The sequence below is a fragment of the Pseudomonas sp. 20-5 genome, from assembly GCF_056782835.1.
The window spans coordinates 4070928-4095786 of sequence record NZ_CM165584.1 but is presented as its reverse complement, the minus strand read 5'-3'; the positions used below and the strand labels follow the sequence as shown (position 1 = coordinate 4095786).

At 60.1% G+C, this 24859-nt stretch carries 22 protein-coding genes; 16 read left to right on the top strand and 6 right to left on the bottom strand.

The features are described 5' to 3' along the window. Positions 1 to 14: 14 nt before the first annotated feature. Positions 15 to 665: a helix-turn-helix domain-containing protein gene (locus tag AC1RB9_RS18790; RefSeq protein ID WP_033873300.1), complete on the bottom strand. Its 651-nt coding sequence runs from the start codon at positions 663 to 665 to the stop codon at positions 15 to 17. On the opposite strand from AC1RB9_RS18790, the gene rhtA reads away from it, so the two are divergent. Next, complete coding sequence (rhtA, locus tag AC1RB9_RS18785) at positions 664 to 1557, top strand: threonine/homoserine exporter RhtA (protein WP_003086919.1); 894 nt, start codon at positions 664 to 666, stop codon at positions 1555 to 1557. The genes AC1RB9_RS18790 and rhtA overlap by 2 nt on opposite strands. Here rhtA and pmpM read toward each other — a convergent pair. Further along, on the bottom strand, positions 1540 to 2973 hold the full coding sequence (gene pmpM / locus AC1RB9_RS18780; protein ID WP_003112388.1) for a proton-coupled multidrug efflux MATE transporter PmpM: 1434 nt from the start codon (positions 2971 to 2973) through the stop codon (positions 1540 to 1542). The genes rhtA and pmpM overlap by 18 nt on opposite strands. Positions 2974 to 3385: 412 nt before the next feature. Between pmpM and AC1RB9_RS18775 the strand changes: the two genes are divergently transcribed. The 4 genes from AC1RB9_RS18775 (at position 3386) to AC1RB9_RS18760 (ending at position 7820) form a co-directional block, all read left to right on the top strand. Then, entirely contained in the window at positions 3386 to 3709 is a 324-nt protein-coding gene (locus AC1RB9_RS18775) for a hypothetical protein (protein ID WP_003082848.1), read from the top strand. 228 nt (positions 3710 to 3937) lie between these two features. Then, positions 3938 to 4462: an RNA polymerase sigma factor gene (locus AC1RB9_RS18770; RefSeq protein ID WP_003449595.1), complete on the top strand. Its 525-nt coding sequence runs from the start codon at positions 3938 to 3940 to the stop codon at positions 4460 to 4462. Then, positions 4459 to 5301, top strand: a complete 843-nt coding sequence (locus AC1RB9_RS18765) for a FecR family protein (protein ID WP_003449597.1) — start codon at positions 4459 to 4461, stop codon at positions 5299 to 5301. Before AC1RB9_RS18770 ends, AC1RB9_RS18765 begins: the two co-directional genes overlap by 4 nt. Positions 5302 to 5378: 77 nt before the next feature. Beyond that, entirely contained in the window at positions 5379 to 7820 is a 2442-nt protein-coding gene (locus AC1RB9_RS18760) for a TonB-dependent receptor (RefSeq protein WP_003449599.1), read from the top strand. Positions 7821 to 8015: 195 nt separating this feature from the next. Here the strand turns inward: AC1RB9_RS18760 and AC1RB9_RS18755 are convergent, their stop codons facing one another. From AC1RB9_RS18755 to AC1RB9_RS18745, 3 genes are all read right to left on the bottom strand, one after another. Next, positions 8016 to 8786, bottom strand: a complete 771-nt coding sequence (locus AC1RB9_RS18755; protein ID WP_003449601.1) for a Fic/DOC family protein — start codon at positions 8784 to 8786, stop codon at positions 8016 to 8018. Beyond that, positions 8783 to 9043, bottom strand: coding sequence for a hypothetical protein (locus tag AC1RB9_RS18750; protein ID WP_003449604.1), 261 nt, complete (start codon positions 9041 to 9043; stop codon positions 8783 to 8785). Before AC1RB9_RS18750 ends, AC1RB9_RS18755 begins: the two co-directional genes overlap by 4 nt. A 165-nt stretch (positions 9044 to 9208) precedes the next feature. Next, entirely contained in the window at positions 9209 to 10045 is an 837-nt protein-coding gene (locus AC1RB9_RS18745; protein WP_003109588.1) for a PhzF family phenazine biosynthesis protein, read from the bottom strand. A gap of 611 nt (positions 10046 to 10656) precedes the next feature. Between AC1RB9_RS18745 and hxsA2 the strand changes: the two genes are divergently transcribed. From hxsA2 to hxsC, 4 genes are read left to right on the top strand one after another with little or no spacing between them, the layout of a single operon-like run. Continuing rightward, positions 10657 to 10962, top strand: coding sequence for a His-Xaa-Ser repeat protein HxsA2 (gene hxsA2 / locus AC1RB9_RS18740; RefSeq protein WP_003449607.1), 306 nt, complete (start codon positions 10657 to 10659; stop codon positions 10960 to 10962). After that, positions 10962 to 11267, top strand: coding sequence for a His-Xaa-Ser system protein HxsD (gene hxsD / locus AC1RB9_RS18735; protein ID WP_003449610.1), 306 nt, complete (start codon positions 10962 to 10964; stop codon positions 11265 to 11267). The genes hxsA2 and hxsD overlap by 1 nt, the downstream gene beginning before the upstream one ends. After that, entirely contained in the window at positions 11260 to 12717 is a 1458-nt protein-coding gene (gene hxsB / locus AC1RB9_RS18730) for a His-Xaa-Ser system radical SAM maturase HxsB (RefSeq protein WP_031684774.1), read from the top strand. The genes hxsD and hxsB overlap by 8 nt, the downstream gene beginning before the upstream one ends. Continuing rightward, positions 12711 to 13874 carry a His-Xaa-Ser system radical SAM maturase HxsC gene (gene hxsC / locus AC1RB9_RS18725; protein ID WP_003449616.1) on the top strand — a complete coding sequence of 388 codons (1164 nt, stop codon included), beginning with the start codon at positions 12711 to 12713 and terminating at the stop codon, positions 13872 to 13874. The genes hxsB and hxsC overlap by 7 nt, the downstream gene beginning before the upstream one ends. 345 nt (positions 13875 to 14219) lie before the next feature. Here hxsC and fabF read toward each other — a convergent pair whose 3' ends face one another. Continuing rightward, positions 14220 to 15488, bottom strand: coding sequence for a beta-ketoacyl-ACP synthase II (gene fabF / locus AC1RB9_RS18720; RefSeq protein ID WP_033873303.1), 1269 nt, complete (start codon positions 15486 to 15488; stop codon positions 14220 to 14222). Positions 15489 to 15596: 108 nt separating this feature from the next. Here fabF and AC1RB9_RS18715 point away from each other — a divergent pair, with 108 nt between their 5' ends. The 7 genes from AC1RB9_RS18715 (at position 15597) to AC1RB9_RS18685 (ending at position 24708) form a co-directional block, all read left to right on the top strand. Further along, a complete protein-coding gene (locus AC1RB9_RS18715) occupies positions 15597 to 16103 on the top strand; it encodes a winged helix-turn-helix transcriptional regulator (protein WP_003086962.1) in 507 nt (168 codons plus the stop codon). A gap of 214 nt (positions 16104 to 16317) precedes the next feature. Continuing rightward, positions 16318 to 17460: a 4-phosphoerythronate dehydrogenase PdxB gene (pdxB, locus tag AC1RB9_RS18710; protein ID WP_003102011.1), complete on the top strand. Its 1143-nt coding sequence runs from the start codon at positions 16318 to 16320 to the stop codon at positions 17458 to 17460. A 198-nt stretch (positions 17461 to 17658) separates the two neighbouring features. Then, positions 17659 to 18981, top strand: coding sequence for a tyrosine-type recombinase/integrase (locus tag AC1RB9_RS18705; protein ID WP_033873307.1), 1323 nt, complete (start codon positions 17659 to 17661; stop codon positions 18979 to 18981). A gap of 894 nt (positions 18982 to 19875) precedes the next feature. Beyond that, on the top strand, positions 19876 to 20856 hold the full coding sequence (locus AC1RB9_RS18700; protein ID WP_003449624.1) for an integrase domain-containing protein: 981 nt from the start codon (positions 19876 to 19878) through the stop codon (positions 20854 to 20856). Continuing rightward, on the top strand, positions 20853 to 21125 hold the full coding sequence (locus AC1RB9_RS18695; RefSeq protein ID WP_071557694.1) for a hypothetical protein: 273 nt from the start codon (positions 20853 to 20855) through the stop codon (positions 21123 to 21125). The genes AC1RB9_RS18700 and AC1RB9_RS18695 overlap by 4 nt, the downstream gene beginning before the upstream one ends. Positions 21126 to 21238: 113 nt before the next feature. After that, positions 21239 to 23005: an ATP-dependent nuclease gene (locus AC1RB9_RS18690; protein WP_003449627.1), complete on the top strand. Its 1767-nt coding sequence runs from the start codon at positions 21239 to 21241 to the stop codon at positions 23003 to 23005. 329 nt (positions 23006 to 23334) lie between these two features. Next, entirely contained in the window at positions 23335 to 24708 is a 1374-nt protein-coding gene (locus tag AC1RB9_RS18685) for a Fic family protein (RefSeq protein ID WP_003449630.1), read from the top strand. Positions 24709 to 24859: the final 151 nt, after the last annotated feature.

The window sequence follows — 24859 nt, the reverse complement described above, 5'->3', positions numbered from 1 at the left end:
CTCGAGGCTAGAGCCTAGCTCACCACGTTGCGGGTGAAACGCACCACCTCGTCGCCGTCGTTGACGTAGGCGTACGGCTGGTCGCTGGCGAAGGCATGGAAGTCGCCGGCCTTGATGCGCCGTTCGCCGTCGGCCAGTTCCAGGCGCAGGCGACCTTCGATGACCAGAACCATCTCCCGCCAGCCGGCGGCGTCGGGTTCCGATACGTAGCGCTCGCCCGGTCCCAGCGACCAGGCCCAGAGTTCCACCTCGCGCCGCGCCGGTGCGCTGGCGAGGAGGGTGGCGCGGCTCTCGGGGTGGTGGCCGACCCAGGCCACCGCATTGATCCGCGAGCGGTCGGTGGCCGGTGCCTGGACCAGGTCGGGGAACAGCACGCCGAGGGCGGCGGCGATACGGTCGAGGGTCGACAGGCTGACATTGACGTCGCCGCTCTCGATGCCCACCAGCATCCGCCGGCTGACACTGGCCGCGCGGGCCAGCGCTTCCTGGCTGAGGCCGGCTTGCAGGCGCAGGCGGCGGACGTTGCCGGAGACATGTTCGAGGACGCTGGGGCGTTCGGTAGGGTTGGGCAATATATTGCTCACTGTCGCGGTTTTGCGCATTATAGTGCACATCCCGTTTCCCGCAGTCCATCGGGCTGCTTCCCACTGCCGGACCTCTTCCATGACCTCCACCTCCCGCGGCCTCGCCGGAACGCTGTTGCCGGTCGGCCTGCTATTGATCGCCATGGCCTCGATCCAGAGCGGCGCCTCCCTGGCGAAAAGCATGTTCCCCCTGGTCGGCGCCCAGGGGACCACGGCCCTAAGGCTGTTCTTCGCCGCGCTGATCCTGCTGCTGCTCCTGCGTCCCTGGCGCAAGCGCCTGAGCCTGCAATCGCTGCGCTCGGTGGTGGTCTACGGCATCGCCCTGGGCGGCATGAACCTGCTGTTCTATCTCTCGGTGCGCACCGTGCCGCTGGGCATCGCGGTGGCCCTGGAGTTCACCGGGCCGCTGCTGGTGGCGATCCTCTCCTCGCGGCGCCTGCTGGACTTCCTCTGGATCGGCCTGGCGGTGTTCGGCATCTGGCTGTTGCTGCCGCTGGGCAACAGCGCCGAGCCGCTCGACCTGGTCGGCGCCGCCTATGCCCTCGGTGCCGGCGTGTGCTGGGCGCTGTACATCCTCTTCGGCCAGCGCGCCGGCGCCGACCATGGCGCCCAGGGCGCCGCGCTGGGGGTGCTGGTGGCGGCGATCCTGGTTGTGCCGATCGGCGTCGCCCACGCCGGCGCCGACCTCCTCGACCCGGCGCTGATCCCGTTGGCGCTGGGCGTCGCGGTGCTCTCCACGGCCTTGCCCTACACCCTGGAAATGGTCGCGCTGACCCGCCTGCCGGCGCGCACCTTCGGCACCCTGATGAGCATCGAGCCGGCCTTCGGCGCGCTCTCCGGGCTGCTGTTCCTCGGCGAGCGGCTGAGCCCGACCCAATGGCTGGCCATCGGCGCGATCATCCTCGCCTCGGTCGGCACTACCCTCAGCGTCAAGTCGCGTGGCGCCGCCCCGGCGCTACCGGCCAAGGACTGAGGCGGCCTCCGCGTCCTCCCGCTGCAGGCGCTCGTGCTGGCGGATGAAGCGCCGCGCGCTGCGCGCCAGGCGGATGCAGAGCATGATCGCCGCGCCGGTCAGGCCCACCACCAGGCCTTGCCACAGACCGCGCGGTCCGGTGGGTTCCTGGAACCAGTCGGTGAGGCCGAGGCTGTAGCCCACCGGCAGGCCGATGCCCCAGTAGGCGAACAGGGTCATGATCATCGTCACCCGGGTGTCCTGGTAGCCGCGCAGGGCCCCGGCGGCGGTGACCTGCAGGGCGTCGGAGAACTGGAACAGCGCGGAGAACACGATCAGCGAGGCGGCGATGGCGATCACCGCCGGGTCCGGCGAATACATCGCGGCGATCTGCTCGCGCAGCAACAACATCAGGCTCGCCGAGACGCAGGCGTAGCCCAGCGCCGCGGCCATCCCCACGCCGGCGGCGAAGCGCGCGTCGCGCGGCAGGCCGGCGCCGAGGTTGTGGCCGACCCGCACGGTCACCGCCATCCCCAGCGAATAGGGAATCATGAACACCAGCGCGCTGAAGTTCAGGGCGATCTGGTGGCCGGCCACCACGTTCTCGTCGAGCCCGCCGATCAGCAGGGCGATCACCGAGAAGATGCTCGACTCGGCGAACACCGCGATGCCGATCGGCAGGCCGACCGCCACCAGCGGGCCGATGGTCGCGCGATCCGGCCACTCCCAGCGCGAGAACAACTGGCTGGCGCGGTAGATCGAGGCCTTGTTCACCCAGAACAGCATGCCGAGGAACATGAACCACATCACCGAGCCGGTGGCCCAGCCGCAGCCGGGGCCACCCATCTTCGGCATGCCGAAGTGGCCGTAGATCAGCGCGTAGTTGATCGGGATGTTCAGCAGCAGCCCGCCGATCCCCAGCACCATGCTCGGCCGGGTCCGTCCCAGGCCGTTGGTGTAGCAGCGCAGTACGTGGTACAGCGCCGCCGCCGGGAAGCCCAGGGCGATGCCCTTGAGGTACAGCAGGCTCGGCCCGATCAGTTCCGGGCGCACTTTCATCAAGCCGAGGATCGGCTCCGACAACCACCACAGCACCGCCCCCGACAGCGGTCCGATCAGCAGCGCCAGCCACAGCGCTTGGCGCACCAGCGGCCCGGTGCCGGGCTGGTCGCCGGCGCCATGGCGCTGGGCGACCTTGGCCGTGGTGGCGAGCAGGGTGCCGGTCATCAGCAGGAACATCGGGATCCAGATCGAGTTGCCCAGCGCCACCGCTGCCAGGTCGTGCGGACTGGCGCGCCCGGCCATCACCGCATCGACGAAGCCCATGGCGGTGGTCGCCAGTTGCGCGATCATGATCGGCGCGGCGAGGGTCAGCAGTTCCTTGAGTTCGGCGCGGATGCGCAAGCCACGGGAAAGGGGCAGGGCGGGGCTGTTCACGGCAGTCCTTGTCTGGGCAGGGGAACCGCGTAGTTTACGGGTTGACGGGGTGGTCAGGAAGGGTCAGCAGGGTCGTGCCGGTTGCCCAGCCCCCCACCGCGCTACGCGCAGACAAACGACCCCGCGCTGCCCGCTTGAGGCCCGACCCCGTAGGGCGAATAACCGCCTGGCGGTTATCCGCCGGATACCCGTGACAGCGGCGGATGACATGCCCTGGAAACGCCGGACATCTCCCCCAGACTTTTCCGCAGCCTCTCTCAGACGCCCAGGAATTGGATAAAAAACCAGTAGGAGGAAGATGGAGGGGTCGCCAAGTCCATCTGTTTTCTTGGGGGCAGAAAAGACGCGGGCCGCAGGTGCAGGAACACCTACGACCCGCTAACCAGAGACCAGCTAATCAAGGAGCTGACCCATGGCTAAGGCCGATGATACGTCGAATCCCGCAATAACCGCACAGTCCCCTTCCACCTTCATCCCCCTGCGACGCACCTCGCAATGCAACCAGCACCCCGGTTGCGCCACCCTCTACCTGGACAGCAGCGCAGCCAGCGAAGACCTGTTCGACACCGCCCGCCGCCGGCTGGAGTCGGCGATCGGAACGCTGAGCGTCCTCGACCTGCTCGACGAAACCGAAGAGCCCGGCGAAAGCATCTGCCGCATCACCGGTTCCCTGCTGTCGTTGCTCAGCGACGCCCTGTCGCTGTTCGAGGCGGAGTACGCACGCAGACACCGATAACCGACGGAGGCGGTGCCCCCCGGCAAGGCCGGGGGGTTGAGTAGCGGGGCGAAAAGGGGATCCCTCTCCGCCCTGGCTCGGCAGTTGCGCGGGCGGGCGAAAGCCACCTGCCCGCTACGCACGCCAGCCCAGGCAATCCCTGACGATGACCGGTCTTTCATCTGCGACTGTTTCTCATTTACACTCGATCCCCATTCTTCGGAGCCAGGCTCCTTTCCTGGGTGCATCGTGCCGTTCGATCCCGCCAAGCCGACGCTGTTGTCCACACTGGTTCGTCACTACGAGGAACTGGTCGACCATGTTCGCCGGCGCTTCGGCGACCGGGGCATGGCGCGCGAAGTGGTGCACGACGTGTGCGTGCAGTTGCTCGAACGCGACGAGAAGGAGGACGTGCACACGCCCCTGGCCCTGCTGCGGAAAATCTCCCACGACACCGCCGTGAGCCGCTATCGTAGCGACCGTCGTCGAACCGCCTGGGTAGAAGCCGTCGCCGAGCTTCCGGAAGTCGCCTGCATGGCGGCGACGCCCATGGGTCGCCATGAGGCCGAGCGCGAGTTCCAGGCACTGGTCGACGCCATCGCCACGCTTCCTCCTCGCTGCCAGGCCGTTTTCGTCATGCACAAGATCCACGAAGTTCCCCAGGCGCAAGTCGCCGACCGCCTCGGCATCTCCGTCAAGACCGTGGAAAAGCACCTGCGCCTCGGACTGGCGGCCTGCCGGGAACGGCTCGGCCGCGGCGAGGCACGACCATGACCCAGCCCTCGAAACGGAATGGGCAGGTTCCGCTGGACGACGCCCTGGAGCGCCATCGCGACGCGCTGAAGGACCTGTTCCCGCTGCCGCCCTCCCGGCCGAAATCGCGCAAGGCAAGCAAGGCGGCCGGCGTCGCGCTATTGCTGGCGCTGGCCATCGGCGCCCTGGCCTGGCTGGACCCGGCCTACAAGCGCGAGCGCTTCGCCACCGCCATCGGTGAGCGGCGCGACGTGACCCTGGCCGACGGCAGCCAGCTCCTGCTCGACAGCGGCAGCCAGCTCGAGGTCAGTTGGCACCCGCTCAGCCGTCGGGTCGCGTTGCGCGCGGGGCAGGTGCTTTTCGAGGTATCCCCGGCGCGCTATCGGCCCTTCGTGGTGTCCGCGGGTTCGACCGACATCCGCGTGCTCGGCACCCGGTTCAACGTGCGCCGCCTGGACGACGATGTCCGCGTGACCCTGGAGCGTGGCCGGGTGGAGGTCGGCACCTCGGCTACGGCGCAAGCGCCAGTCGTGCTCCTGCCGGGCCAGCAGGTCGATGCCATTGGCGGGCAACTGATGCCGCTGGCCAAGGTCGATGCCGCCACGGCGATGGCCTGGAAAGACGACCGCCTGGTCTTCGAGCGCACGCCCCTGGGCGAAGCCGTCGCGCTGCTGCGCCATTATCGCAAGGCGCCCATTCTCCTGGACGACCCCAGCCTGGCCTCCCTCCGGCTGACCGGCGTCTTCGCCGCGCACAACGCCGACCGGCTGCTCGACCTGCTGCCGAGCATCCTTCCCGTGGCCGTGTCGCGGCAGGAGGACGGCAGCGTCGAGATCCAACGCAAATCGACGCGAAAATAATTCTCGGACGCAGGTAGGGTTTCCCGCGCGCCGTGGCGGCTATCCAGGAAAAGCCAACCTGCATAGGAAATCGAGACGTGCATTTTTCCCTCCGCAGTCGCCACCTGCGTCCTTCATTGCTCGCCAGCAGCCTGCTCCTGGCGGTGTCGGCCCAGGGCCAGGAAAAGCTCGACGTGGATCTGCCCGCCGCGCCGCTCGGCCAGGCGATCAACGCCCTCGCGCAACAATCCTCGGTACAGATCCTTTTCGCCGGCGATCTCGGCGCCGGCCGCCAGGCGCCCGCGCTGAAGGGGCGTTTCACCCCCGAAGAGGCATTGCGCCAGTTGCTCAGGGATAGCGGCCTGAAGGCGCAGGCCAGGGACGAACATACCTTCATCGTCGTTCCGGCCAGCGAAGCCGCCGTGCCCGCTACGCAAGCCCGCAGCGAACCGCTGGACATGGAGCAGATGGAAATCACCGCCTCGCGCACCAGCAGCGACCTGGTCTCCGCCACGCGCCAGTCCACCGTCATCGAGCATGCCCAACTGGAGGAGCTGCGCCAGGGCTCCGACAGCCTGGCCACCGTGCTGGCCAAGGCGGTGCCGGGGATGTCCGATTCCAGCCGCACCATCACCGAATACGGCCAGACCCTGCGCGGGCGCAGCATGCTGGTGATGGTCGACGGCGTGCCGCTGAACACCAACCGCGACTCCTCGCGCAACCTGGCCAACATCGACCCGGCGCTGATCGAGCGGATCGAGGTCATCCGTGGCAGCAGCGCCATCTACGGCAGCGGCGCCACCGGCGGGATCATCTCCATCACCACCCGTCCGGCCGGCGGCGAGAACCGCGCGGAAACCCGCCTCAGCGCCACCTCGTCGCTGACCCGGCTGGGCAGCGATGGCCTCGGCGGCCAGTTCCAGCAATACTTCGCCGGCTCCCTGGGGGCGCTCGACTATTCGTTCGACTTCGGCACCCGTCACGTCGGCGCTTCCTACGACGCCCATGGCGACCGCATCGCCCCGGAACCCAGCCAGGGCGACCTGTTCGACTCGAACGTCTACAACATCGGCGGCAAGCTCGGCCTGCGCATCGACGAGAACCAGCGCGTGCAGCTCGCCCTCAGCCACTACGACGCCCGCCAGGACACCGACTACGCCACCGACCCGAGGGTCGCCAGGCTGCCGCCGGGCTCGGTCCCGGCCAACGCGATCAAGGGCCTGGAGCTGGACGAGCAGAACCGCATCCGCAACACCCTGGCGAACCTCGAGTACGAGAACCTCGACATCCTCGGCAGCCGGCTCTCCGCGCAGCTCTACTACCGCGACTATTTCACCCGCTTCACTCCGTTCGACGCCCGCGCCGTCTCCACCCGCGGCGGCAATGTCGACCAGATCATGCAGAACAGCGAAGTGTTCGGCAGCCGCCTGACCCTGCGCACGCCGCTGGGCGAAAGCGGCAATACCGAACTGGTCTGGGGCGGCGACTACAACCAGGAACGCAGCGACATGCCGCTCGACGTGTTCGACCCGGCGGCCTACGACGCCAGCGGCGGGCTGGTCTTCGACAAGATCGGCAAGCTCACCTACATGCCGCCGCTACGCACCCGCAGCGCCGGCGCGTTCGCCCAGTTGCAGCATCGCTTCGACGAACACTGGTCGATCGACGGCGGCCTGCGCTACGAATACTCCACCGCCGAATTCGACGACTTCGTCCCGCTCTCCGAGTCCAAGGCCGCCTCGCCGGTGACCGTCAAGGGCGGCGACCTCGACTACGACGCGGTGCTGTCGAACCTCGGCATCGTCTATTCGCCGGTGGCTGGCCAGGAAATCTATGCCTCCTTCAGCCAGGGCTTCCAGTTGCCCGACGTCGGCATCCAGCTGCGCAACGCCCGCCGTGGCTTCGATATCGGCTCCTCGAACCTCGAACCGGTGAAGACCAACAACTACGAACTCGGCTGGCGCGGCGCCATCGGCGGCAACACCCTGGGCAGCCTGGCGCTGTTCTACACCACCTCCAAGCTGGGCGACGTGCAGAGCTTCAACAACGGCCTGATCCTCACCCGCACCAAGGAGCGCATCTACGGCGTCGAGGCCAGCGCCGACTGGCTCAGCGACGACGAAGTCTGGGGCGCGGGCGGCAGCGCCACCTGGATGCGCGGACGCGAGAAGCCGGACGGCAAGGACTGGCAGGACATGACCGGCTACCGCGTGCCGCCGCTGAAGCTGACCGCCTACCTGCAATACAAGCCGGATGCCGACTGGAACAACCGCCTGCAGGCCACCTTCTTCGACTCCAAGGACTACCGTCTCGACGGCGTGGAAAGCTTCGGCCGGCGCCAGGTCAGCACCTACACCACGGTCGACCTGGTCAGCCAGTACCGCATCACCCCCGACGACCAGTTGAGCCTGGGCATCCAGAACCTGTTCAACCGCGACTACTACCCGCTCTACAGCCAGTTGCTGCGCAACAACAACAACACCAGCCACCTGCCGGCGCCGGGCACGGTGCTGACGGCGAGCTATACGCACAACTGGTGAGGGGAGGGCGGAGCCACCGGGCCTGGGCCCGGTGGGTGTCTGGGCCGCGGCGTCGAGGGCTGCACGCCTTCGGAGAGAGGACGGTTGGGGGCGGGTTCTTGCGGGGGCGGCAGCTACCGGCCAATTGCGCTCAGTGTGCTGGGCACTCAGGGCCTGGATTGCGCGAAATCCCATACATCCTCCGGCCTGGAGAGCTTAGGGTTCGGAGTCGGGTGTGCCATCTTTGGCTGGGTAGGGATGCTCGGCGTGATACGCCGCATAGACTTTCTGAACCTCGGGATCATCGAGGTTTTCGTAGGTAATGTTCTCACCATCCATACCATCGAGTCCGTTGATTTGCCCGATGATCTCAGGCCACTGATCACGGCTGTGGATAGGCACAACGAATGGGACAAGGTAGCGGTCCAGGTGACCCTTGCCAGGATTGTGAATCTCATCGTCCAGGGCCTGGAGATAGTCGTCCTTACATGTGCTGGCCCAGTCGATGGCAAAGCCGGCTCGATAACTGAGCTCCATGTAGAACAGCAGAATCGAGCGTCCGTTGCCGTCTAGAAAGGGATGCGCAAAGCAAAGAAGTCCCATGACCTCACCGGGCTTCTGCATGAATCCCTGCTTCTTGCTCGCCAGGCTCAGGGCATAGTCCACCGCGCGTTCGATCATCGCGGGACTTTCGAAGAAGGTACGTCTGGGGGCGCCCTTGGGACCTTTCCAGATAGAAAGATGAGGGACCAGCTCGAGACGGTCACGCCCGGCCCAGGGGTAGAATTTCTCGAACAACAACCTGTGTACCTGCAAAAGGGCCTGGTAGTTCAGGTTCTTTGTGCGTTCGAGATAGGAAAGGGCTTCATCGAGCCCCATTTCGAAGGAGAAGTGTTCGTTTTCCTTCACTTCCGCCGGATCTTTCAGACCCAAGCTGTTGCGCAGGTAGCCAGTCGTTTCGAAGTCACCAAAGGGATCGAAACTCATCCACCAGGTATCTCTTTCGCCTTGCGCTTCTCGATGACGTAGCGGCGCTGGAGATCGAACGCCTGGGACTTGCTTAGTGCGCCTTTGCGCTTGAGGTTGATCAGCATCTGCTCAATGCTATCGAGAGATACCGAGTCGCCGGCCAGGCACGTGATGGTGAGCGCCATCCGGCTCAGACCATCGCGCTCCGCGCTAACGCCATTGGCCTGGGCAAGTCTCTGAATTTCGGTTGCGACTAAGCCTTTGCTCTTTTTCATCGGTAAACCTCTTTCCATTCCGCAACTTTAGCATCAAAGCCATACATACGCGGGACCGCTCGACAGCACGAACTCGGCTGCCCCAGCACGTCAGTGTCGCGGCACGCATCCTCCAGCCCTGCATCGAGTGTCCGCTCACGACCGGTTTGCCTGCGACGAATGGGCTCAGAACACGACCTGCCCCGACATGCCCGGCTGCACCTCACCGCCGATCCAGATATCGCCGCCGATCTGCTCGACGCTTATCCGCCCCCGGCGACCCAAGGCCGTGCCCTGGCTCGCCGTGTAGCGCCCGGGCATGACTCCCGTGCCGATCAGCCATTGCGCCAGGCTCGCGTTGAGGCTACCGGTAACGGGGTCTTCATTGAGTTCCTCGCCCATGAAGGCGCGCACTTCCACATCCGCCTCCGCCTGGGGACCTTGCCAGGGCGCGACCACGCCCACGTTGAGCCCGTCGAGCTTCGCGTAGTCCGGGCGAATGGCCAGGACCTCGTCACGCGTGGCCAGCCGAACGGCGACCCAGCCGGGTCCGTTGTCCACCCATTGGCTGCCGAGTACCTGCCCCGGGGACAGGCCAAGCCCGCTCTCGATCCGTCGCAACACCTCGTCTTCGACCGCTCCGCCACGAAGCAGGGGAGGCGCCGCGAACGACAGCAAGGCGCCCTTGCGGCGGATGCGGATCAGGCCCGCCAGACACTCCTGGACGATCTCGTCAGCAGCATTGCCGCCCCCCTGGTTCAGCCAGACCTGGCAGCTTCCCAGCGTCGGATGCCCGGCAAAGGGCAACTCCCGCAACGGGGTGAAGATCCTCACGCGATAGTCGGCTTCGGCAACGGTCGGCCGCAGCAGGAAGGTCGTCTCGCTCAACTGGGTCCAGGCGGCGAACTCGAGCATCTGCTGGCTGCTCAGGCGGTCGGCGCCAATCACCACGGCAACGGCGTTGCCTTTGAAGGGCTGTTCGGAGAAGACATCGACTTGCTCGAAGGGTAACGAAACCGGCATGGAACCTCCTGTTGTTGTGGCGGGGGAGGATAGGGCAGGGGCGGATGTCTGAAACCGGGGCACAGACTTTCGAGGGGCTTGGGGCTTCTTGTCGGGGCAGCAATCGGCCAGAAGCGGATTCAGGTAGACAAGATCATCTGCCTCTGCCAACCAAGCGATGCAATGGAAAATTCGGCCACGACAGGTAGCAGTGACCCACGGCAATGTCATAGCTGCCCCGCATATACGAGCGTACCTTTTACCTAATTGATAGGGAGATCAGGGCGATGATTTCGCACAAATTTGCAGATCATTCAAATGTTCAAGTTGTGCCGGAGAGACCTCCATCGAAGCGCAGGTTCGCCGCGACACAATGTCCTTTGAGTTCATCCGTCAGAGGCTCCGCGTCAAACAAGAATGCCAAATGTGCTAGGTGTGATGTTGCTGAGCTCATTAGCGGAACAGAATTCAAATCACAGTCTCATGCGACGTCGTACAGGTGGCTCACTGTGGGGGCAACACATTTTGCGTTGCGGAACCGAAGGGAATCACACCGATCGATGGCACTTTGACGCTAGCCAGAGCTAGTCCTATAGTGTTGCTATAACCACATACCTCAAAGGGATGTTGAGATGAAAAAACGTGATTTCCTGCTGCCCCTTGCCACCCTGACCGCCGCCGTTACCGCCAACCAAGCTTCGGCCTCCACCGTGATACCCGAGACCGATCAGGCTGACGAAAGCATGTCCATCGAGAACCACGGCGTGACACTGCCAATTGTTAACTTTGGCGAGCAAATGGTCACCGGTCGCCACGGTGACAACCTCTTTGGCTTCGTCCTCAAGCGTGGTGAGGACGGCAAGATGGTCGCTGCGCATTACTCACATAGCTCGCACGCTTCCCATAGCTCTCACAGCTCACACTATTCGAGCCGCTAATGGCTGGTCTCGCTGAGCTGACCTTCGATAGTCAGTTGTATGGTACCGAAGCGATCCAGAAGGCGGCATATCGCTCTATGCATGCCTTCACGGTCGATATTAAAGTCGATGGCGGGATCATCCTTTGCAAGCTGATCGGCAACATCACAACTGAGCAAGACGCGTTCGAACGGGCTGTCGAAGAGTTTCGCAAGGACGTCCTCGACTATCAGCTGCGTGCGCAGCTTCAGATTGAAACCGCTCCCATCCGAAACCTCATCATGGGATTGGCTTTCTCCAACGCCAGGCTGAACTGGAGTGAGTAAATTCCAGGGACTGGATGTCTATACCCGGCGAGATCGGTATGAGTTGCTGCCGTTCAAATTCGATCGCCTCGTAGGTGATGACTATGTCATTACCAACATGACCGGCGAACATCTTGTCGTGCCGATGCCTGAGCTGCGCGCCCTCCTCTCTAAAGCTCTTACCTCTGAGCATCCGCTCTATGCGTCGCTGCGTGCGAAGCATTTCATCCGATACTCCGATGAGCAGGCGCCGCTGGATCTTCTTGCGCTGAAACTCCGCACACGATTATCGCGGCTGACAGGCTTCACCAGTCTGCACATCTTTGTCGTGACACTGCGCTGTGACCATAGCTGCCCGTACTGCCAAGTGTCCCGGCAAATGGACGGGGAAACCTCGTTCGACATGACGCCAGAGATGGCGGACAAGTCGCTGGATTTCGTTTTCCGATCTCCCAACCGAGCGATCAAGATCGAATTCCAGGGGGGCGAGCCGCTCTTGAATTTTGAGATGGTGCGCTATGTGGTCGAGGCCGCCAAACGACGTAACCTGGTTGAAAAGCGTGATCTGGAGTTTGTCATCGCCACGACCCTTTCACTGCTCACCGACGAAGTCCTTGAGTTCTGCCACAAGCACGACATCATTCTATCGACCTCGCTCGATGGCCCTGCAGATCTACATAATGCCAATCGCCCGCGTATCGGTCGCGATAGCTTCGAGCGCTTCGAAGCAGGATTGGCCAAGGCTCGAAACGTTCTTGGCGTGGACAGAGTCAGCGCCCTGATGACTACCACGGATAAGAGCCTGCCTCGCGTCCGTGAAATCATCGATGAATACCTCCGCCTGGGCTTCAACGGTATTTTTCTAAGGGCACTTTCTCCGTATGGTTTTGCGATCAGAACTCGCAAATTCATGACCTACGATACGGAGCGCTGGCTGGAATTTTACAAGGAAGGCCTCGCGTACATCCTTGAGTTGAACAAGGCGGGTATCCCCTTCGTTGAGCACTACGCATCGCTGATCCTGAAGAAGATGCTGACTAGCAATGACCCCGGCTACGTCGACCTGATGAGCCCCGCTGGCGCCGGCATCGCGGCGATCGTCTTCAACTACGATGGATCGGTTTATGCCTCGGACGAGAGTCGGATGCTCGCAGAAATGGGTGATCAGTCGTTCAGGCTGGGCAACATCCTAACTGACAGCTACGAAGACATCATCCTCTCCGATGCGCTACTCGATGCCTTGGAGCAGTCTTTTACCCTAAGTGCGCCGATGTGCTCTGACTGTGCCTTTGAGCCCTATTGCGGCGCCGAGCCGGTCTTCCACCACGCCATTTTCAAAGATGTCTTGGGCCGGAAACCTGAGTCTTCGTTCTGCAAGCGGAACATGACGATCTTCAAACACCTCATCGGCCTGATGCAGTCTGATGCATCCACGCGCCGCCTCTTCATGCAGTGGGCCAACGCATGCTGAAACTCGCGGGGAAAGTCGGTCGAATCCAACTGATCGAAGTCCGAGATCGCCCGTTACTGCTGCAGGTGAGCACCAATCTGGGGCTCCCGAAGGTGCTGCGAGAGAATCGGGCGTTCCTGATTTCTTCGCAGGACATTCCGGAAGGCTACCAGCACTACCTCATCCCGGAATCTCTCGAATGGCGTGCTCAAGAGCTGGAAGGCAAGAGGTCCTTCACCTTGCTGCCCAATGACTACGACTACTTGGGCCACAACGACATCATCCGGTTGGACGGCCAGGCGATTAGAGTACTTTTCAGGGCCAACTCTGGTCATAACTCGTTACTGGTGACCGAGCAATGCAACCACTATTGCCTGATGTGCTCTCAACCACCCAAGAATATCGACGACAGCTGGATCCTCGATGAACTTGAGGCGCTGATACCCCTAATCCCCAGGGAAACGCCCGAGGTAGGTTTTTCAGGTGGAGAGCCGACCCTGGCTGGTATTCGATTCATCAATCTCATAAAGATGATGAAATCGTATTTGCCACGAACTGTTGTTCACGTGCTCTCGAATGGCAGGACATTCGCTGACGAGAGCTTTGCTCGCCAGTATGCGGAGATAGACCACCCCGACATCATGATCGGAATCCCACTCTACTCCGATGATCCCGACCTGCATGACTACATCGTTCAAGCACCGGGAGCATTCCAGGAAACCGTGCAAGGGATCCTCAACCTCAAGCGTCTTGGTCAAAAGGTTGAGATTCGGATCGTGCTGCACAAACAGTCAATCAGTCGCCTGCCGCAGTTGTGCGAATACATCGCAAGAAACCTACTGTTCGTCGATCACGTGACGCTGATGGGGCTGGAGATGATCGGCTTTACACGCGCCAATTTGGACGCCCTGTGGATCGACCCCATTGACTACCGGGATATTCTCAGTGAGGCGGTTGGCATTCTGGCAGCCTATCGCATGAACGTGTCTGTCTATAACCACCAGCTGTGTCTGGTGAGCAGCGATGTACTTCCCTATTACCGCAAGTCCATCAGTGATTGGAAAAACGAGTACGTACCTGAGTGCGAGGGCTGTGCGCGCAAATCGCAGTGCGGTGGTTTTTTTGCTTCTGGCGTGCGCAATGGTTACAGCAGAGCGATAACCCCTTTCCGAACATGACAGGCGGTTAGGCTGTACAGTCGCAGGAAGCACGGGGGCCCATGGATCTAGCTGACTTTCGATGTTAGAAAGTTGCCGTTTATCCGCTATGGGTTGGTAGCAGACCTCGGCGAGCGGCAGCTTCCGACCCGTTGCAGCCATTGGAAAAACCGCGTCTGATGACGGGGCAGCAAATTGAACGCCCACTCCACAAGCAATTTCCCGCCCCCACGAATCCAGATCGTGCCTACACACCGTCACGACGCAGTTACAGCATCAGGAATGCCCACACTCCCTGCGGCAGCGACATGAGTGGCTTCCCCTCCGCCAGTGTGCTCAGGAGTGCCTGGCGGAGGGCCGGCCGCGCTACACCCAGCGCCGGAACAACAGGCTGGCATTCACCCCGCCGAAGCCGAAGCCATTGGACAGCGCGTGTTCCATCGGCCAGCGCCGGGCTTCGCCGCGAACCAGGTCGAGGCCCTCGGCGTCGGTGTCGGGCGTTTCCAGGTTGAGCGTGGCGGGGGCGAGCTGGTCGCGCAGTGCCAGGACCGTGAAGATCGCCTCGATGCCGCCGGCGGCGCCCAGGAGGTGGCCGGTGGCGGATTTGGTCGCGCTGATGGCGAGCCCGCTGCCGGTGCCGAACACGGCCTTGATGGCGGCCAGTTCGCCCTTGTCGCCTACCTGGGTGGAGGTGGCGTGGGCATTCAGGTGCTGCACCGCGGCCGCTTCCACGCCGGCCTGGCGCAGCGCCTGCTGCATGGCCCGGCGGGCGCCGCTGCCATCTTCCGGCCCGGCGGTCATGTGGTAGGCGTCGGCGCTGGTGCCGTAGCCCACCAGCTCGGCGATGGGCCTGGCGCCGCGCGCCAGGGCGTGCTCCAGTTCCTCGATGACCAGTAGGCCGGCGCCTTCGCCCATGACGAAGCCGTCGCGGGCCTGGTCGAAGGGGCGCGAGGCGCGTTCGGGGCTGTCGTTGAAATCGCTGGACAGGGCGCGCGCGGCGGCGAAGCCGGCCAGGCTGACCCGGTGGATGGTCGCTTCCGCGCCGCCGCAGAGCGCCACGTCGACCTCTCCCGCGCGGATCATCCGCGCCGCGTCGCCGATGGCTTGCACGCCCGCCGCGCAGGCGGTCACCGGGGCGCCCAGCGGTCCCTTGAAGCCATGGCGGATCGACACATGGGCGGCCGCCATGTTGCAGAGAAAGGACGGGATGGTGAAGGGCGACAGGCGTCGCGGTCCCTTGCCGTCGGTGGTCCGCACCGCTTCGGCGATGGCATGGAAGCCGCCCACCCCGGAGGCGATGACGGTCGCCGTGCGCTCCTGCGCCTCGGCGCTCTGCGGCGCCCAGCCGGCCTGGGCCAGGGCCTCTTGCGCGGCGGCCAGGGCGAAGAGGATGAAGCGGTCCATCTTGCGTTGTTCCTTGGCGGCCAGCAGCAGGTCGGGATCGAAGCCGGCCTGCGGGTCCTGGACACGGTCGGGGACCTGGCCGCCGATGCTGATGGGCAGGTCGCCGATCAGCTCCGCCGGGAGCCTGGCGATGCCCGATTGCCCGGCCAGCAGGCGTTGCCATATGGGTTCGACTCCGCAGCCCAGCGGGCTGACCGCGCCCATGCCGGTGACGACGATACGTTTGCTCATGAGGTTCCGAGTCCTTCTGTTCCGTTGGAATAGCAGTCAGTGGACGTAACTATCATCATGAAAGTAACATGCGGACCAGCACTTTGTGAGCCTCGCCAAGGAAGAACCATGCAACGCAAGACCTTCGCCGATGCCGAATGCCCCATCGCCCGCAGCCTGGAACGGGTCGGCGAATGGTGGAGCATCCTGATCATGCGCGATGCGCTACAGGGCCTGCGCCGCTTCGACGAATTTTCCCGCAGCCTGGATATCGCGCCGAACATGCTCACCCGGCGCCTGAACGCGCTGGTGGAGGCGGGCCTGCTCGAACGCCAGCCCTACAGCCAGCGCCCGCTGCGCTATCAGTACGTGCCCACGGCCAAGGGCGAGGATTTTCGCGTCGTGCTCATGGCTTTCGTCGCCTGGGGCAATCGCCACTACGCAGAGGAAGGGCAGAGCGTGCAGCTCGTCGAGCGAACAAGCGGGCGGCCGGTGCGCTCGTTCATGGCGGCTCTCGCCGATGGCCGAACGGTACCGCTGGAGCAATGCACCGTGCAGGCCGGGCCTGCCGCCAGCGAGGAAATGCGCCAGCGCCTGGCGGCCATGCCGGAGCGGAGCGAGCTACCGGCTCGATGAACGGGCTCCCTGGCGTCCGCCGCCTGGTCGAGGAGACGGACGAGGCGTTCGCGGTTCTGTTCCTTGTAGCTGGCCATCGTTCGCGGTCGTGGTTGGGAAAAACGCGATCGTCGAGGCTTGCGCATGGCGCTGGCAGGTCCGCCTCGCGAGCCGTTCGGCAACACCGCGAGCCCTCGGCCTGCTAGAGTGTGCAGCCTCGTTCGCGGAGGTCTGCATGCGTATTCTCGCCGATGAAAACATTCCCGTGGTCGACGCCTTCTTCGCCGACCAGGGCTCCATTCGCCGCTTGCCCGGGCGCGCCATCGACCGCGCGGCGCTGGCCGAGGTCGACGTGCTGCTGGTGCGCTCGGTCACCGAGGTCAGCCGCGCCGCGCTGGCCGGCTCGCCGGTGCGCTTCGTCGGCACCTGCACCATCGGCACCGACCACCTCGACCTCGACTACTTCGCCGAGGCCGGCATCGCCTGGTCCAGCGCACCCGGCTGCAACGCCCGCGGGGTGGTGGACTACGTGCTCGGCTGCCTGCTGGCGATGGCCGAGGTGCGCGGCGCCGACCTGGCCGAACGCACCTATGGGGTGGTCGGCGCCGGGCAGGTCGGCGGGCGGCTGGTGGAGGTGCTGCGCGGGCTGGGCTGGAAAGTGCTGGTCTGCGATCCGCCGCGCCAGGCACGCGAGCCGGACGGCGAATTCGTCTCGCTGGAACGGCTGCTGGCCGAGGCCGACGTGATCAGCCTGCACACTCCGCTGAACCGCGACGGCGAACACCCGACCCGCCACCTGCTGGATGAGCCCCGCCTGGCCGCCCTGCGTCCCGGCACCTGGCTGGTCAACGCCAGCCGTGGCGCGGTGGTCGACAACCAGGCCCTGCGCCGCCTGCTCGAAGGCGGCGCCGACCTGGAAGTGGCGCTGGACGTCTGGGAAGGCGAACCGCAGGCCGACCCCGAACTGGCCGCGCGCTGCCTGATCGCCACGCCGCACATCGCCGGCTACAGCCTGGAAGGCAAGCTGCGCGGCACCGCACAGATCTACCAGGCCTACTGCGCCTGGCGCGGCATCGCCGAACGCGTGAGCCTGCAAGACGTGCTGCCGGAAACCTGGCTCGCCGGCCTGCAGCTCAACCCCGGCTGCGACCCGGCCTGGGCGCTGGCCACGCTGTGCCGCGCGGTATACGACCCGCGCAGCGACGACGCCGCCTTCCGCCGCAGCCTGACCGGCGACAGCGCCACCCGCCGCGCCGCCTTCGACGCCCTGCGCAAACACTACCCGCCGCGCCGCGAGATCACCGGCCTGCGCGTCGCCACCGGTGGACGGGCGGAGTTGCAGCGGGTGGTGCGGGCGCTGGGGGCGCAGTTGGTCTAGGAATGTGCGGCTGGTTCGATTCCTGTCTCCGGCACCAGTTCAGGTTCCAGTGAAGGCTACCAAAATCTCTGGAACTCCCGTAAAACCCGCCTTCTGGCGGGTTTTTTCGTTATGGCGTTCCGTCGGAATCCGACAGCTGCCAGCCGATTTAGGGGTAACGTTTGGGATAAAGTCGATTCGATAAAGGGGTTTACCCTTATGGCTCGTACTACTGCTCCCCTGACCGACACCGCATGCCGATCGGCCAAACCTACTGACCGCCCCTACAAGCTTTTCGACGGTGACGGTCTTTACCTCCTCGTTTACCCCAATGGCCGCAAAGGCTGGCGCTTCCGGTATGTGAAGCCGGATGGGCGAGAGGGGCTGACCTCGTTTGGCAACTATCCCGTCATCGGGCTTGCAGATGCTCGGCAGAAGCGTCTGGAGACTAAGCGGATGCTGGCTGAGGGCATTGATCCGATCGCGTCCAAGCAGCAGGCCAAGGCCGAAGCGGTTGTCAGAGGACACACATTTGAACGCGTTGCCTTGGACTGGCATAAGGAAATGTCCGTGAAGTGGGCGCCTGGCCATTCCCGGACAGTGCTGAGTCGTTTGAAGACTCACGTATTCCCGCTGCTAGGAGCGCGCGCCATCGTTGATCTGGATACCTTTGACCTCATGCAGCCACTGGAAGCGATCAAGAAGCGCGGCACGATCGATGTGGCCTTAAGGGTACAAAACTACCTTCAGAGCATCATGCGTGAGGCGAAGCGGCTGCGGCTGATCACGGTGAATCCTGCATATGACTTTGAGGGCTTCATCAGTGCGCCACGGGTTACGCACCGACCTGCACTCCCGCTGTCTCGTCTGCCTGAGTTGATGGACCGCATCGAGAACTACAAGGGACGTACTCTCACTCGGCTGACCGTCATGTTGTCGCTGCATGTGTTCGTACGCTCCAGCGAACTGCGCTTCGCACGTTGGAGTGAGTTCGACCTGAAGCGCGGCGTATGGGAGATACCTGACACGCGGCCCGCGTTGGACGGCGTTCCGTATTCGACCAGAGGGACGAAGATGGCGGGTGACATCCACCTGGTCCCGCTTTCACCGCAAGCGGTGGCGTTGCTCGAACAGATTCATGCGATCACGGGGTACTTCGATCTGGTGTTCACCAGTGACGCTCGCTCGTGGAAGCCTATGTCCGAAAATACGGTCAACAGCGCTTTGCGGAACATGGGCTACGACACCAAGACCGAAATCTGCGGGCATGGCTTCCGGTCCATGGCGTGCAGTGCCTTGGTCGAATCCGGGCTTTGGTCAGAGACGGCTATTGAGCGGCAAATGAGCCACAGGGAGCGCAACAACGTTCGGGCGGCATATATCCACAAGGCCGAGTTCCTGGAGGAGCGGCGAATGATCATGAGTTGGTGGAGCCGTTACCTCGAAGCGAACCGGCAGGAGCATATCTCGCCGCATGAGTTCGCGAATCAGACCGGGGCAAACGTTTCTAGCCTAAGAGCAAGGCGTGGCGCAGTCGAGTGAGCGCACGGCTTTGAAATTTCGGTGATCTGCTTTCCATACGGATCCATCCAAACAGGGCTGCAAAGCCGCCCTGTTTGGATGGACCTCATCTAAAAAAATCAAAAGCACCCAATCGGCCAATGGAAACTACGGGATTCCGTACACGGCCAATGCCATTTTCAACCACAAAATCCAGCGGGCGTGTCGCTTGACCCCCTCGAATTGCGGGCGTAGAAAAGACAGTGCAAAGGCTGTCGTTGACAGCACCCCAGGTGACCCGAGCCTTCAAGGTCACGCCGCTCTCGCGGTGGTTCTCCCCAAGGGCGATTAGCATCCGGCAGCTCGCCCGGTCACTTCCCAGTGATGGATGCTCTTATACTCATGGCCCTCGTGCGCCAGACACACCGTACCTCGCTGCCCTGCAGCAACCTATCCGCTTGGCCGACTATTGCGCCAACCTGCGGCCGTCTCTTTCTTCTGGAAAGAGACGGGCGCTTCTAACACTGCTGCAGCCCTGATCGCATAAGGCTTTGCGGCAATCCCCCTCGTGACAATCGGCGTGACAAACGCCGATGTCACCAGCAACAGCGCTGTAGATGATGGTGCCGCAGACCACGGAATGGACTGCACCTGACTGACAGTCAGGCATGCCCCGGTCATCGCATTGCTGCTTGCACATGCTCAGGATCTTCAGGCGCTGGTCTCGTCAGCCAGTGCTGCCTCCACCCGCCCACCGGTAATGGTGTTCAGGAGGCCAGATCATGAGATGCCCTTGCTCCCGGACGTAAGGAGCCGCCAGTCCCGCGAAGAGGACATTCCCCACAGGTCGCAGGGGCCTTGATCCCTGATAACACTCAGCATTTTTGGCGGGATGACGTGGGGCGAGGATTGGAGAGTAAAAGATGAGGTGACGGCATGGCATTGGTGGGTAGACGCGATGGCCGCAATTTCGGCTACGGCAGGCAATTGAGCTACGCAGGACCACAGGCGCTGAAAGACATGTTCGGCGGTGGCCACTACGGTACGGTCAAGGCGCACAGTGGTCGGTGGCAGGCATTCGTTAAGTGGTGCCGCTCCGAACAGGGGCCAGGTATCAATGATGCGCGGCAGATTGATCGGAAGGTATTGGCGGACTATGCGGCGTATCTGCGCGATGCGGTTGAGTGCGGTAGCCTCGCCATCAGCACCGCACAAAACCGGCTATCCAGCGTTAACAGAACAATGGCGGCGCTGCGCGGTGATCAGCGTGTCAAATTGCCCAGTCCGAGCAAGGCGTTGGGAATGCAGCGCAGCGGAGTTCGCCAATCGGCTCCGCAAGGCCAAGACCGCGAACAGGTTAAGCAGATCGTCGATGCGCTTTGTCGCGATCATCAACAACGGGCTGCAGCGATTGTTCTGTTGGCGCGAGCCACCGGCATGCGCCTGCGTGAGGCCATCCTGGCTGACCTGCCACGGTTAAGTCGTGAGGCTAACGACCTAGGTAGGATCAACATCCAGAATGGCACCAAAGGCGGCCGAGCTGGCGCCTCAGCGCCACGATGGATAGCGGTGGACCACCATGTTCAAGACGCACTTGGGTTTGCACGGCAGGTGTCGCCTGTGAGTAGCCGTAACCTGATTGCGCCAGACGAAAGCTATCTGAATGTTCTGCAGGAAATCATCCGCCCTGCGCGGGAAATCCTCCATGCCCACAATCTCAAAGGCCTCCATGAGCTACGAGCGGCGTATGCGTGTGATCGGTATGAGCAAATCACCCAACACCTCGCGCCCATCAACGGTGGCCAATGTCGCGAGATAGATAAGACCCTTGATCGTGAGGCTTGTAGACAAATCAGCTACGAGCTGGGGCACGGCAGGATCGACGTAGTCGCGGCCTACATAGGTGGCCGGGCATGAGTAAGCCATTCGATATGAATCTGTTCCTGGCTGGCGTTCTGACCGGCTCGCACGCAACCCGGCAACGCCATGTGCGACAGGCAAAAATCATCCAGGCCGAAATTGCAGGGCGCTGGCAAGTAGAAACACCATGGGGTTGGCGGCGAAAGCATGTGAATTGGTTTCTGACTTACCGGCTAGGTCAGCGTAGTAGGTCGACACAATACTACTACTTGCTGACCATCCGACTTTTAGCTCATCGATTAGGTAAGCCTTGGGTATTTAAGTGATAAAAATGCCATGGTCATAGGTAGACTTGACATAGTCACTAGACAGAATCATGGCAAATAGGTAGCGTCAAGAAATTGTGCTGACTGGCGCTGGAGCAAGGTAAGGGGGGGATATGTCAGAGGTAAGGATTAGCTCAGTAAAGTTTACAAATTTCAAAGCGCTTAGCAACTATTTTGTTAGTCTGGCTGAGACAAATATTTTAGTTGGGGCTAACAATGCAGGTAAGTCGACTGTAATCAGTGCTTTTCGAATACTTGATGTCGCTCTTAGGAGAGCAAGACGCCTAAAAGCTGAACGTGTTCCATTACCGGGTGGAGGATCTGGGCTTGGTCATCGAATTCCTGAGCAGCAAATAAGCGTATCTCTTGAAAATGTGGCGACTAATTACAATGGTGAGGACAGCAGGATTGAATTTAAGTTAACAAACAAAAATAAGCTTTGTTTGTTTTTTCCGGGTGATGGTGGTTGCATATTGTATTGGGAGGCAGAAGGGAATCTTATCACTACCACCTCGAGATTCAAGTCTGCTTTTCCTATCCTTATTCAAGTCGTCCCCGTGCTTGGCCCGCTTGAGCATGAAGAGGCCTATGTCTCAGAAGAGACTGTAAAAAACGCACTAAATACGCATAGGGCAAGCAGGCATTTCCGTAACTATTGGCACTACAATAAGAGCGAGTGGAAAAAATTTTCGGATATGATAGCGTCGACATGGCCTGGAATGTTGATGAACGAGCCGGAGCTCGATATAAGTAGTAGAACTTTGCGCATGTTTGTTGCTGAGGACCGTATTGATCGTGAAGTCTATTGGGCGGGATTCGGTTTTCAAATATGGTGTCAGCTTCTAACGCATCTGTCTAGGTCTGATGATGCCACTATAGTTGTAATTGATGAGCCGGAAATTTATCTTCATCCAGATGTTCAGCGTCAGCTATTAAATATTCTTAGGTCTTTGGGCGCAGATGTTTTATTGGCAACTCACTCTGTTGAAATAATGGGCGAAGCAGATCCGTCGGAAATACTATTGGTGAATAAAGGGGCAAAGCAAGCGAAGCGTCTCAGAGATGTTGAGGGCGTTCAATTAGCGGTCGAAGAACTTGGGTCAGCCCAGAACATCACACTTACTCATCTGGCGAGAACAAAAAAGATATTGTTCGTAGAGGGGATGAGTGACTATAAGAGCATTCGGCGGTTTGCTAAGAATTTAGGGCTCAGTGATCTTGCCTCGGGGAATGATCTAACAGCTTTCGAATCAGGAGGTTTTTCATCTTGGGAGAAAATCAAAGCTTTCGCCTGGGGGTTAAAGAATACTATTGATGCTCGAATGAAGCTCTATGTCGTGTATGATCGGGATTACTACTGCCAAGAAGAAATTGAATCGATTTTATGTGGGCTGAGGTCGGAGTTGACATCTGCGCACATTCACAGTCGGAAAGAGATGGAGAATTACTTTTTGGTCTTGCCAGTGCTTCAACGAGTGCTGGAAAAGCGTCTGCAATCGAGAAATCGAAGGTCTGGTGAAGAAGTAGTGCCAAACAAAGGGATCAATGAATATTTAGATGAGATTACTTCTGGGTTGAAAATTGATGCTCAGTCTCAATACATAGCTAGGCGCCTTGGTTATTGTCAAGGGAGGAAGGAAGATACAAGTACTTTAAGTAAGGTTGCTATTGAAACATTTGAGCGAATGTGGGCAGATATCAACTTGCGAATGCATGTAGTGCCTGGGAAGACTACGCTGCGACTACTTAGAGAAGTCGTGCAAAGAGACTACAATGTTAATATGACAGATGTTCAGATTATCGACGAATTTAATCGAGATGAAATTCCAGAAGATTTGTTGGGTTTAATTATGGGGCTGGATGCCTTTCGCAAAAGCTGAGTACTTCATAAAAAGTGATAGGGTGTGATATGAATTGCATATGCAGCTTGCAATATACCCATGGTTAGAAGTAGTTGAAATTGCGCAGCGGTTTTTTATAGGTGTATTAATTTAAAGTTAAGTTTTTATGGTAGTTGGAACGCTTCTAAGATTCGGGTTTCGCCTAGTATGCACCGCGGTGCCAGTACATCGGCATGGATTGCTGATGGAGAGGAAGACATAGTCGAGCGCTATCAAGGTGGATGAAAAACTAGCTAAAGGCTAGCTTCATCCGTCAATTCTTGATAGCGTAAGGCCATCATGCACGGTAGGTGAGTTTAGGAAACGTTATGGAAATCCAAGATCAGATAAAGAATATAGAGCTTTTTTCTCCTAGAGGAATAACTGCCGATTATTTGGCGGAGGTAGATGAAAGCGTTAAGGAAATAGACTCTCAACGTCCGTTGCAACCACACATTGTCGAGAAGCTACAGTCAGAAATATTATATGATAGAGTCCATGCTTCAGCTGTAATTGAGGGTAATAAGCTTTCGCGAAGAGAAACTATTGTTGTATTGAGTTCGGGAATTGTAGAAGCTGGGTCAAGGAAAGATCAACAGGAGGTGATAAATCTGGCGGATGCATGCTTGTATCTGCAAGAGTGTTTGGATAATAAAACTCCGCTATCAGTTCAATTGGTAAAAGAGCTGCATCAGAAAATACTTACTGATATTGACCCAGTTAATGCTGGGTGTTTTAGAGGGGTGGATGTTGCTATTTCAGGAGCAAAAATTTCTCCGCCATCACATTTGGATGTCCCACATCTAATACAATCGATTGTAGCCTTGGAAAACTCTGCCGCGGGACATCCAATACAAATTGCGGCATGGATACACTGGGCTTTTGCTCGAGTTCACCCTTTTGTTGATGGAAATGGTCGTGTAGCCCGCTTAGTTCAAGACTATGTTTTGCTAAAGAATAATTATGTTCCCGCATCAGTACAGCCGGAAGATAGAGAGCGAAACTATTACGAAGCGCTTGAAGGTGCAGATCTTGGCGATGGCGAAGATTTCCTTGAGATCGTTGCTAAAAACGTTCTCAGAACATCCGAAAGGTACCTTTCGATAATCAGAGATGAAAAGTCGAAATCGACATGGATCCAAGGCATCGCGAAAGCAGCTTCGGAAAAGGTCAAACAGACTGAGCATCGCAAGTTTTTGATAACTCAAAAGACCTACGACTCCTTAAAGCATGAGTTTGAAAGCATTTGTTCTGACTTGAATTCTCAACTTACAGATATGAGGGTTAATTTCAAGGACTATGGAAGCCTTGATTTTGATAAGTATCTTGATCTGAAGTCAAAAGGACGAGCGTCAAGGACTTGGTTGTTTGGTCTTAATTTTAAGTACGGCGAAATCGATCAGAGATTTATTTTCTGGTTTGCATGTCACTATCGTTCTGCTCAGGATATTCGAGACTTCGGGCAAAATGCGATAACTATACTGCTGTCAATGCAGGATAGCGCTGGAGGATACAAAAAACTGGAGGATTTCGAGTCCGAAGATCGCATAACGCTAAGGGAGTTGTTAGTCGTTGATCGTGAGTTCTATCGGAAAAGATATAATCCAGTTAAGCGATGCTCAGAGTGGGATGAGGAAGTTTCTACCACAGATATAGCGCAAAACTTTATTCAGGAGGTTTTGGCCAAGGTGGGTCTGATATAAATTTACCTTGATCTCGTGATTGTGGTGTTTTTAACGCACTATCCCATCTGCCATTATCTGCTGATGTCATTCTACAGATACTGGCAGACTTTGGTAAAAATATGCGAGTTGTTAGCGACCTCACGAGAGGAGGACGAATTCAGATTCGTTG

What these genes read in the sequence shown, in the direction of transcription:
- rhtA (WP_003086919.1), top strand. Translation starts at nt 664, where the DNA reads ATGACCTCCACCTCCCGCGGCCTCGCCGGAACGCTGTTGCCGGTCGGC.
- AC1RB9_RS18790 (WP_033873300.1), bottom strand. Translation starts at nt 665, where the DNA reads ATGGAAGAGGTCCGGCAGTGGGAAGCAGCCCGATGGACTGCGGGAAAC.
- AC1RB9_RS18775 (WP_003082848.1), top strand. Translation starts at nt 3,386, where the DNA reads ATGGCTAAGGCCGATGATACGTCGAATCCCGCAATAACCGCACAGTCC.
- fabF (WP_033873303.1), bottom strand. Translation starts at nt 15,488, where the DNA reads ATGAGCAAACGTATCGTCGTCACCGGCATGGGCGCGGTCAGCCCGCTG.
- AC1RB9_RS18700 (WP_003449624.1), top strand. Translation starts at nt 19,876, where the DNA reads ATGGCATTGGTGGGTAGACGCGATGGCCGCAATTTCGGCTACGGCAGG.
- hxsD (WP_003449610.1), top strand. Translation starts at nt 10,962, where the DNA reads ATGGCTGGTCTCGCTGAGCTGACCTTCGATAGTCAGTTGTATGGTACC.
- AC1RB9_RS18690 (WP_003449627.1), top strand. Translation starts at nt 21,239, where the DNA reads ATGTCAGAGGTAAGGATTAGCTCAGTAAAGTTTACAAATTTCAAAGCG.
- AC1RB9_RS18765 (WP_003449597.1), top strand. Translation starts at nt 4,459, where the DNA reads ATGACCCAGCCCTCGAAACGGAATGGGCAGGTTCCGCTGGACGACGCC.
- pdxB (WP_003102011.1), top strand. Translation starts at nt 16,318, where the DNA reads ATGCGTATTCTCGCCGATGAAAACATTCCCGTGGTCGACGCCTTCTTC.
- hxsC (WP_003449616.1), top strand. Translation starts at nt 12,711, where the DNA reads ATGCTGAAACTCGCGGGGAAAGTCGGTCGAATCCAACTGATCGAAGTC.
- AC1RB9_RS18750 (WP_003449604.1), bottom strand. Translation starts at nt 9,043, where the DNA reads ATGAAAAAGAGCAAAGGCTTAGTCGCAACCGAAATTCAGAGACTTGCC.
- AC1RB9_RS18755 (WP_003449601.1), bottom strand. Translation starts at nt 8,786, where the DNA reads ATGAGTTTCGATCCCTTTGGTGACTTCGAAACGACTGGCTACCTGCGC.
- hxsA2 (WP_003449607.1), top strand. Translation starts at nt 10,657, where the DNA reads ATGAAAAAACGTGATTTCCTGCTGCCCCTTGCCACCCTGACCGCCGCC.
- AC1RB9_RS18705 (WP_033873307.1), top strand. Translation starts at nt 17,659, where the DNA reads ATGGCTCGTACTACTGCTCCCCTGACCGACACCGCATGCCGATCGGCC.
- AC1RB9_RS18715 (WP_003086962.1), top strand. Translation starts at nt 15,597, where the DNA reads ATGCAACGCAAGACCTTCGCCGATGCCGAATGCCCCATCGCCCGCAGC.
- AC1RB9_RS18745 (WP_003109588.1), bottom strand. Translation starts at nt 10,045, where the DNA reads ATGCCGGTTTCGTTACCCTTCGAGCAAGTCGATGTCTTCTCCGAACAG.
- AC1RB9_RS18685 (WP_003449630.1), top strand. Translation starts at nt 23,335, where the DNA reads ATGGAAATCCAAGATCAGATAAAGAATATAGAGCTTTTTTCTCCTAGA.
- AC1RB9_RS18695 (WP_071557694.1), top strand. Translation starts at nt 20,853, where the DNA reads ATGAGTAAGCCATTCGATATGAATCTGTTCCTGGCTGGCGTTCTGACC.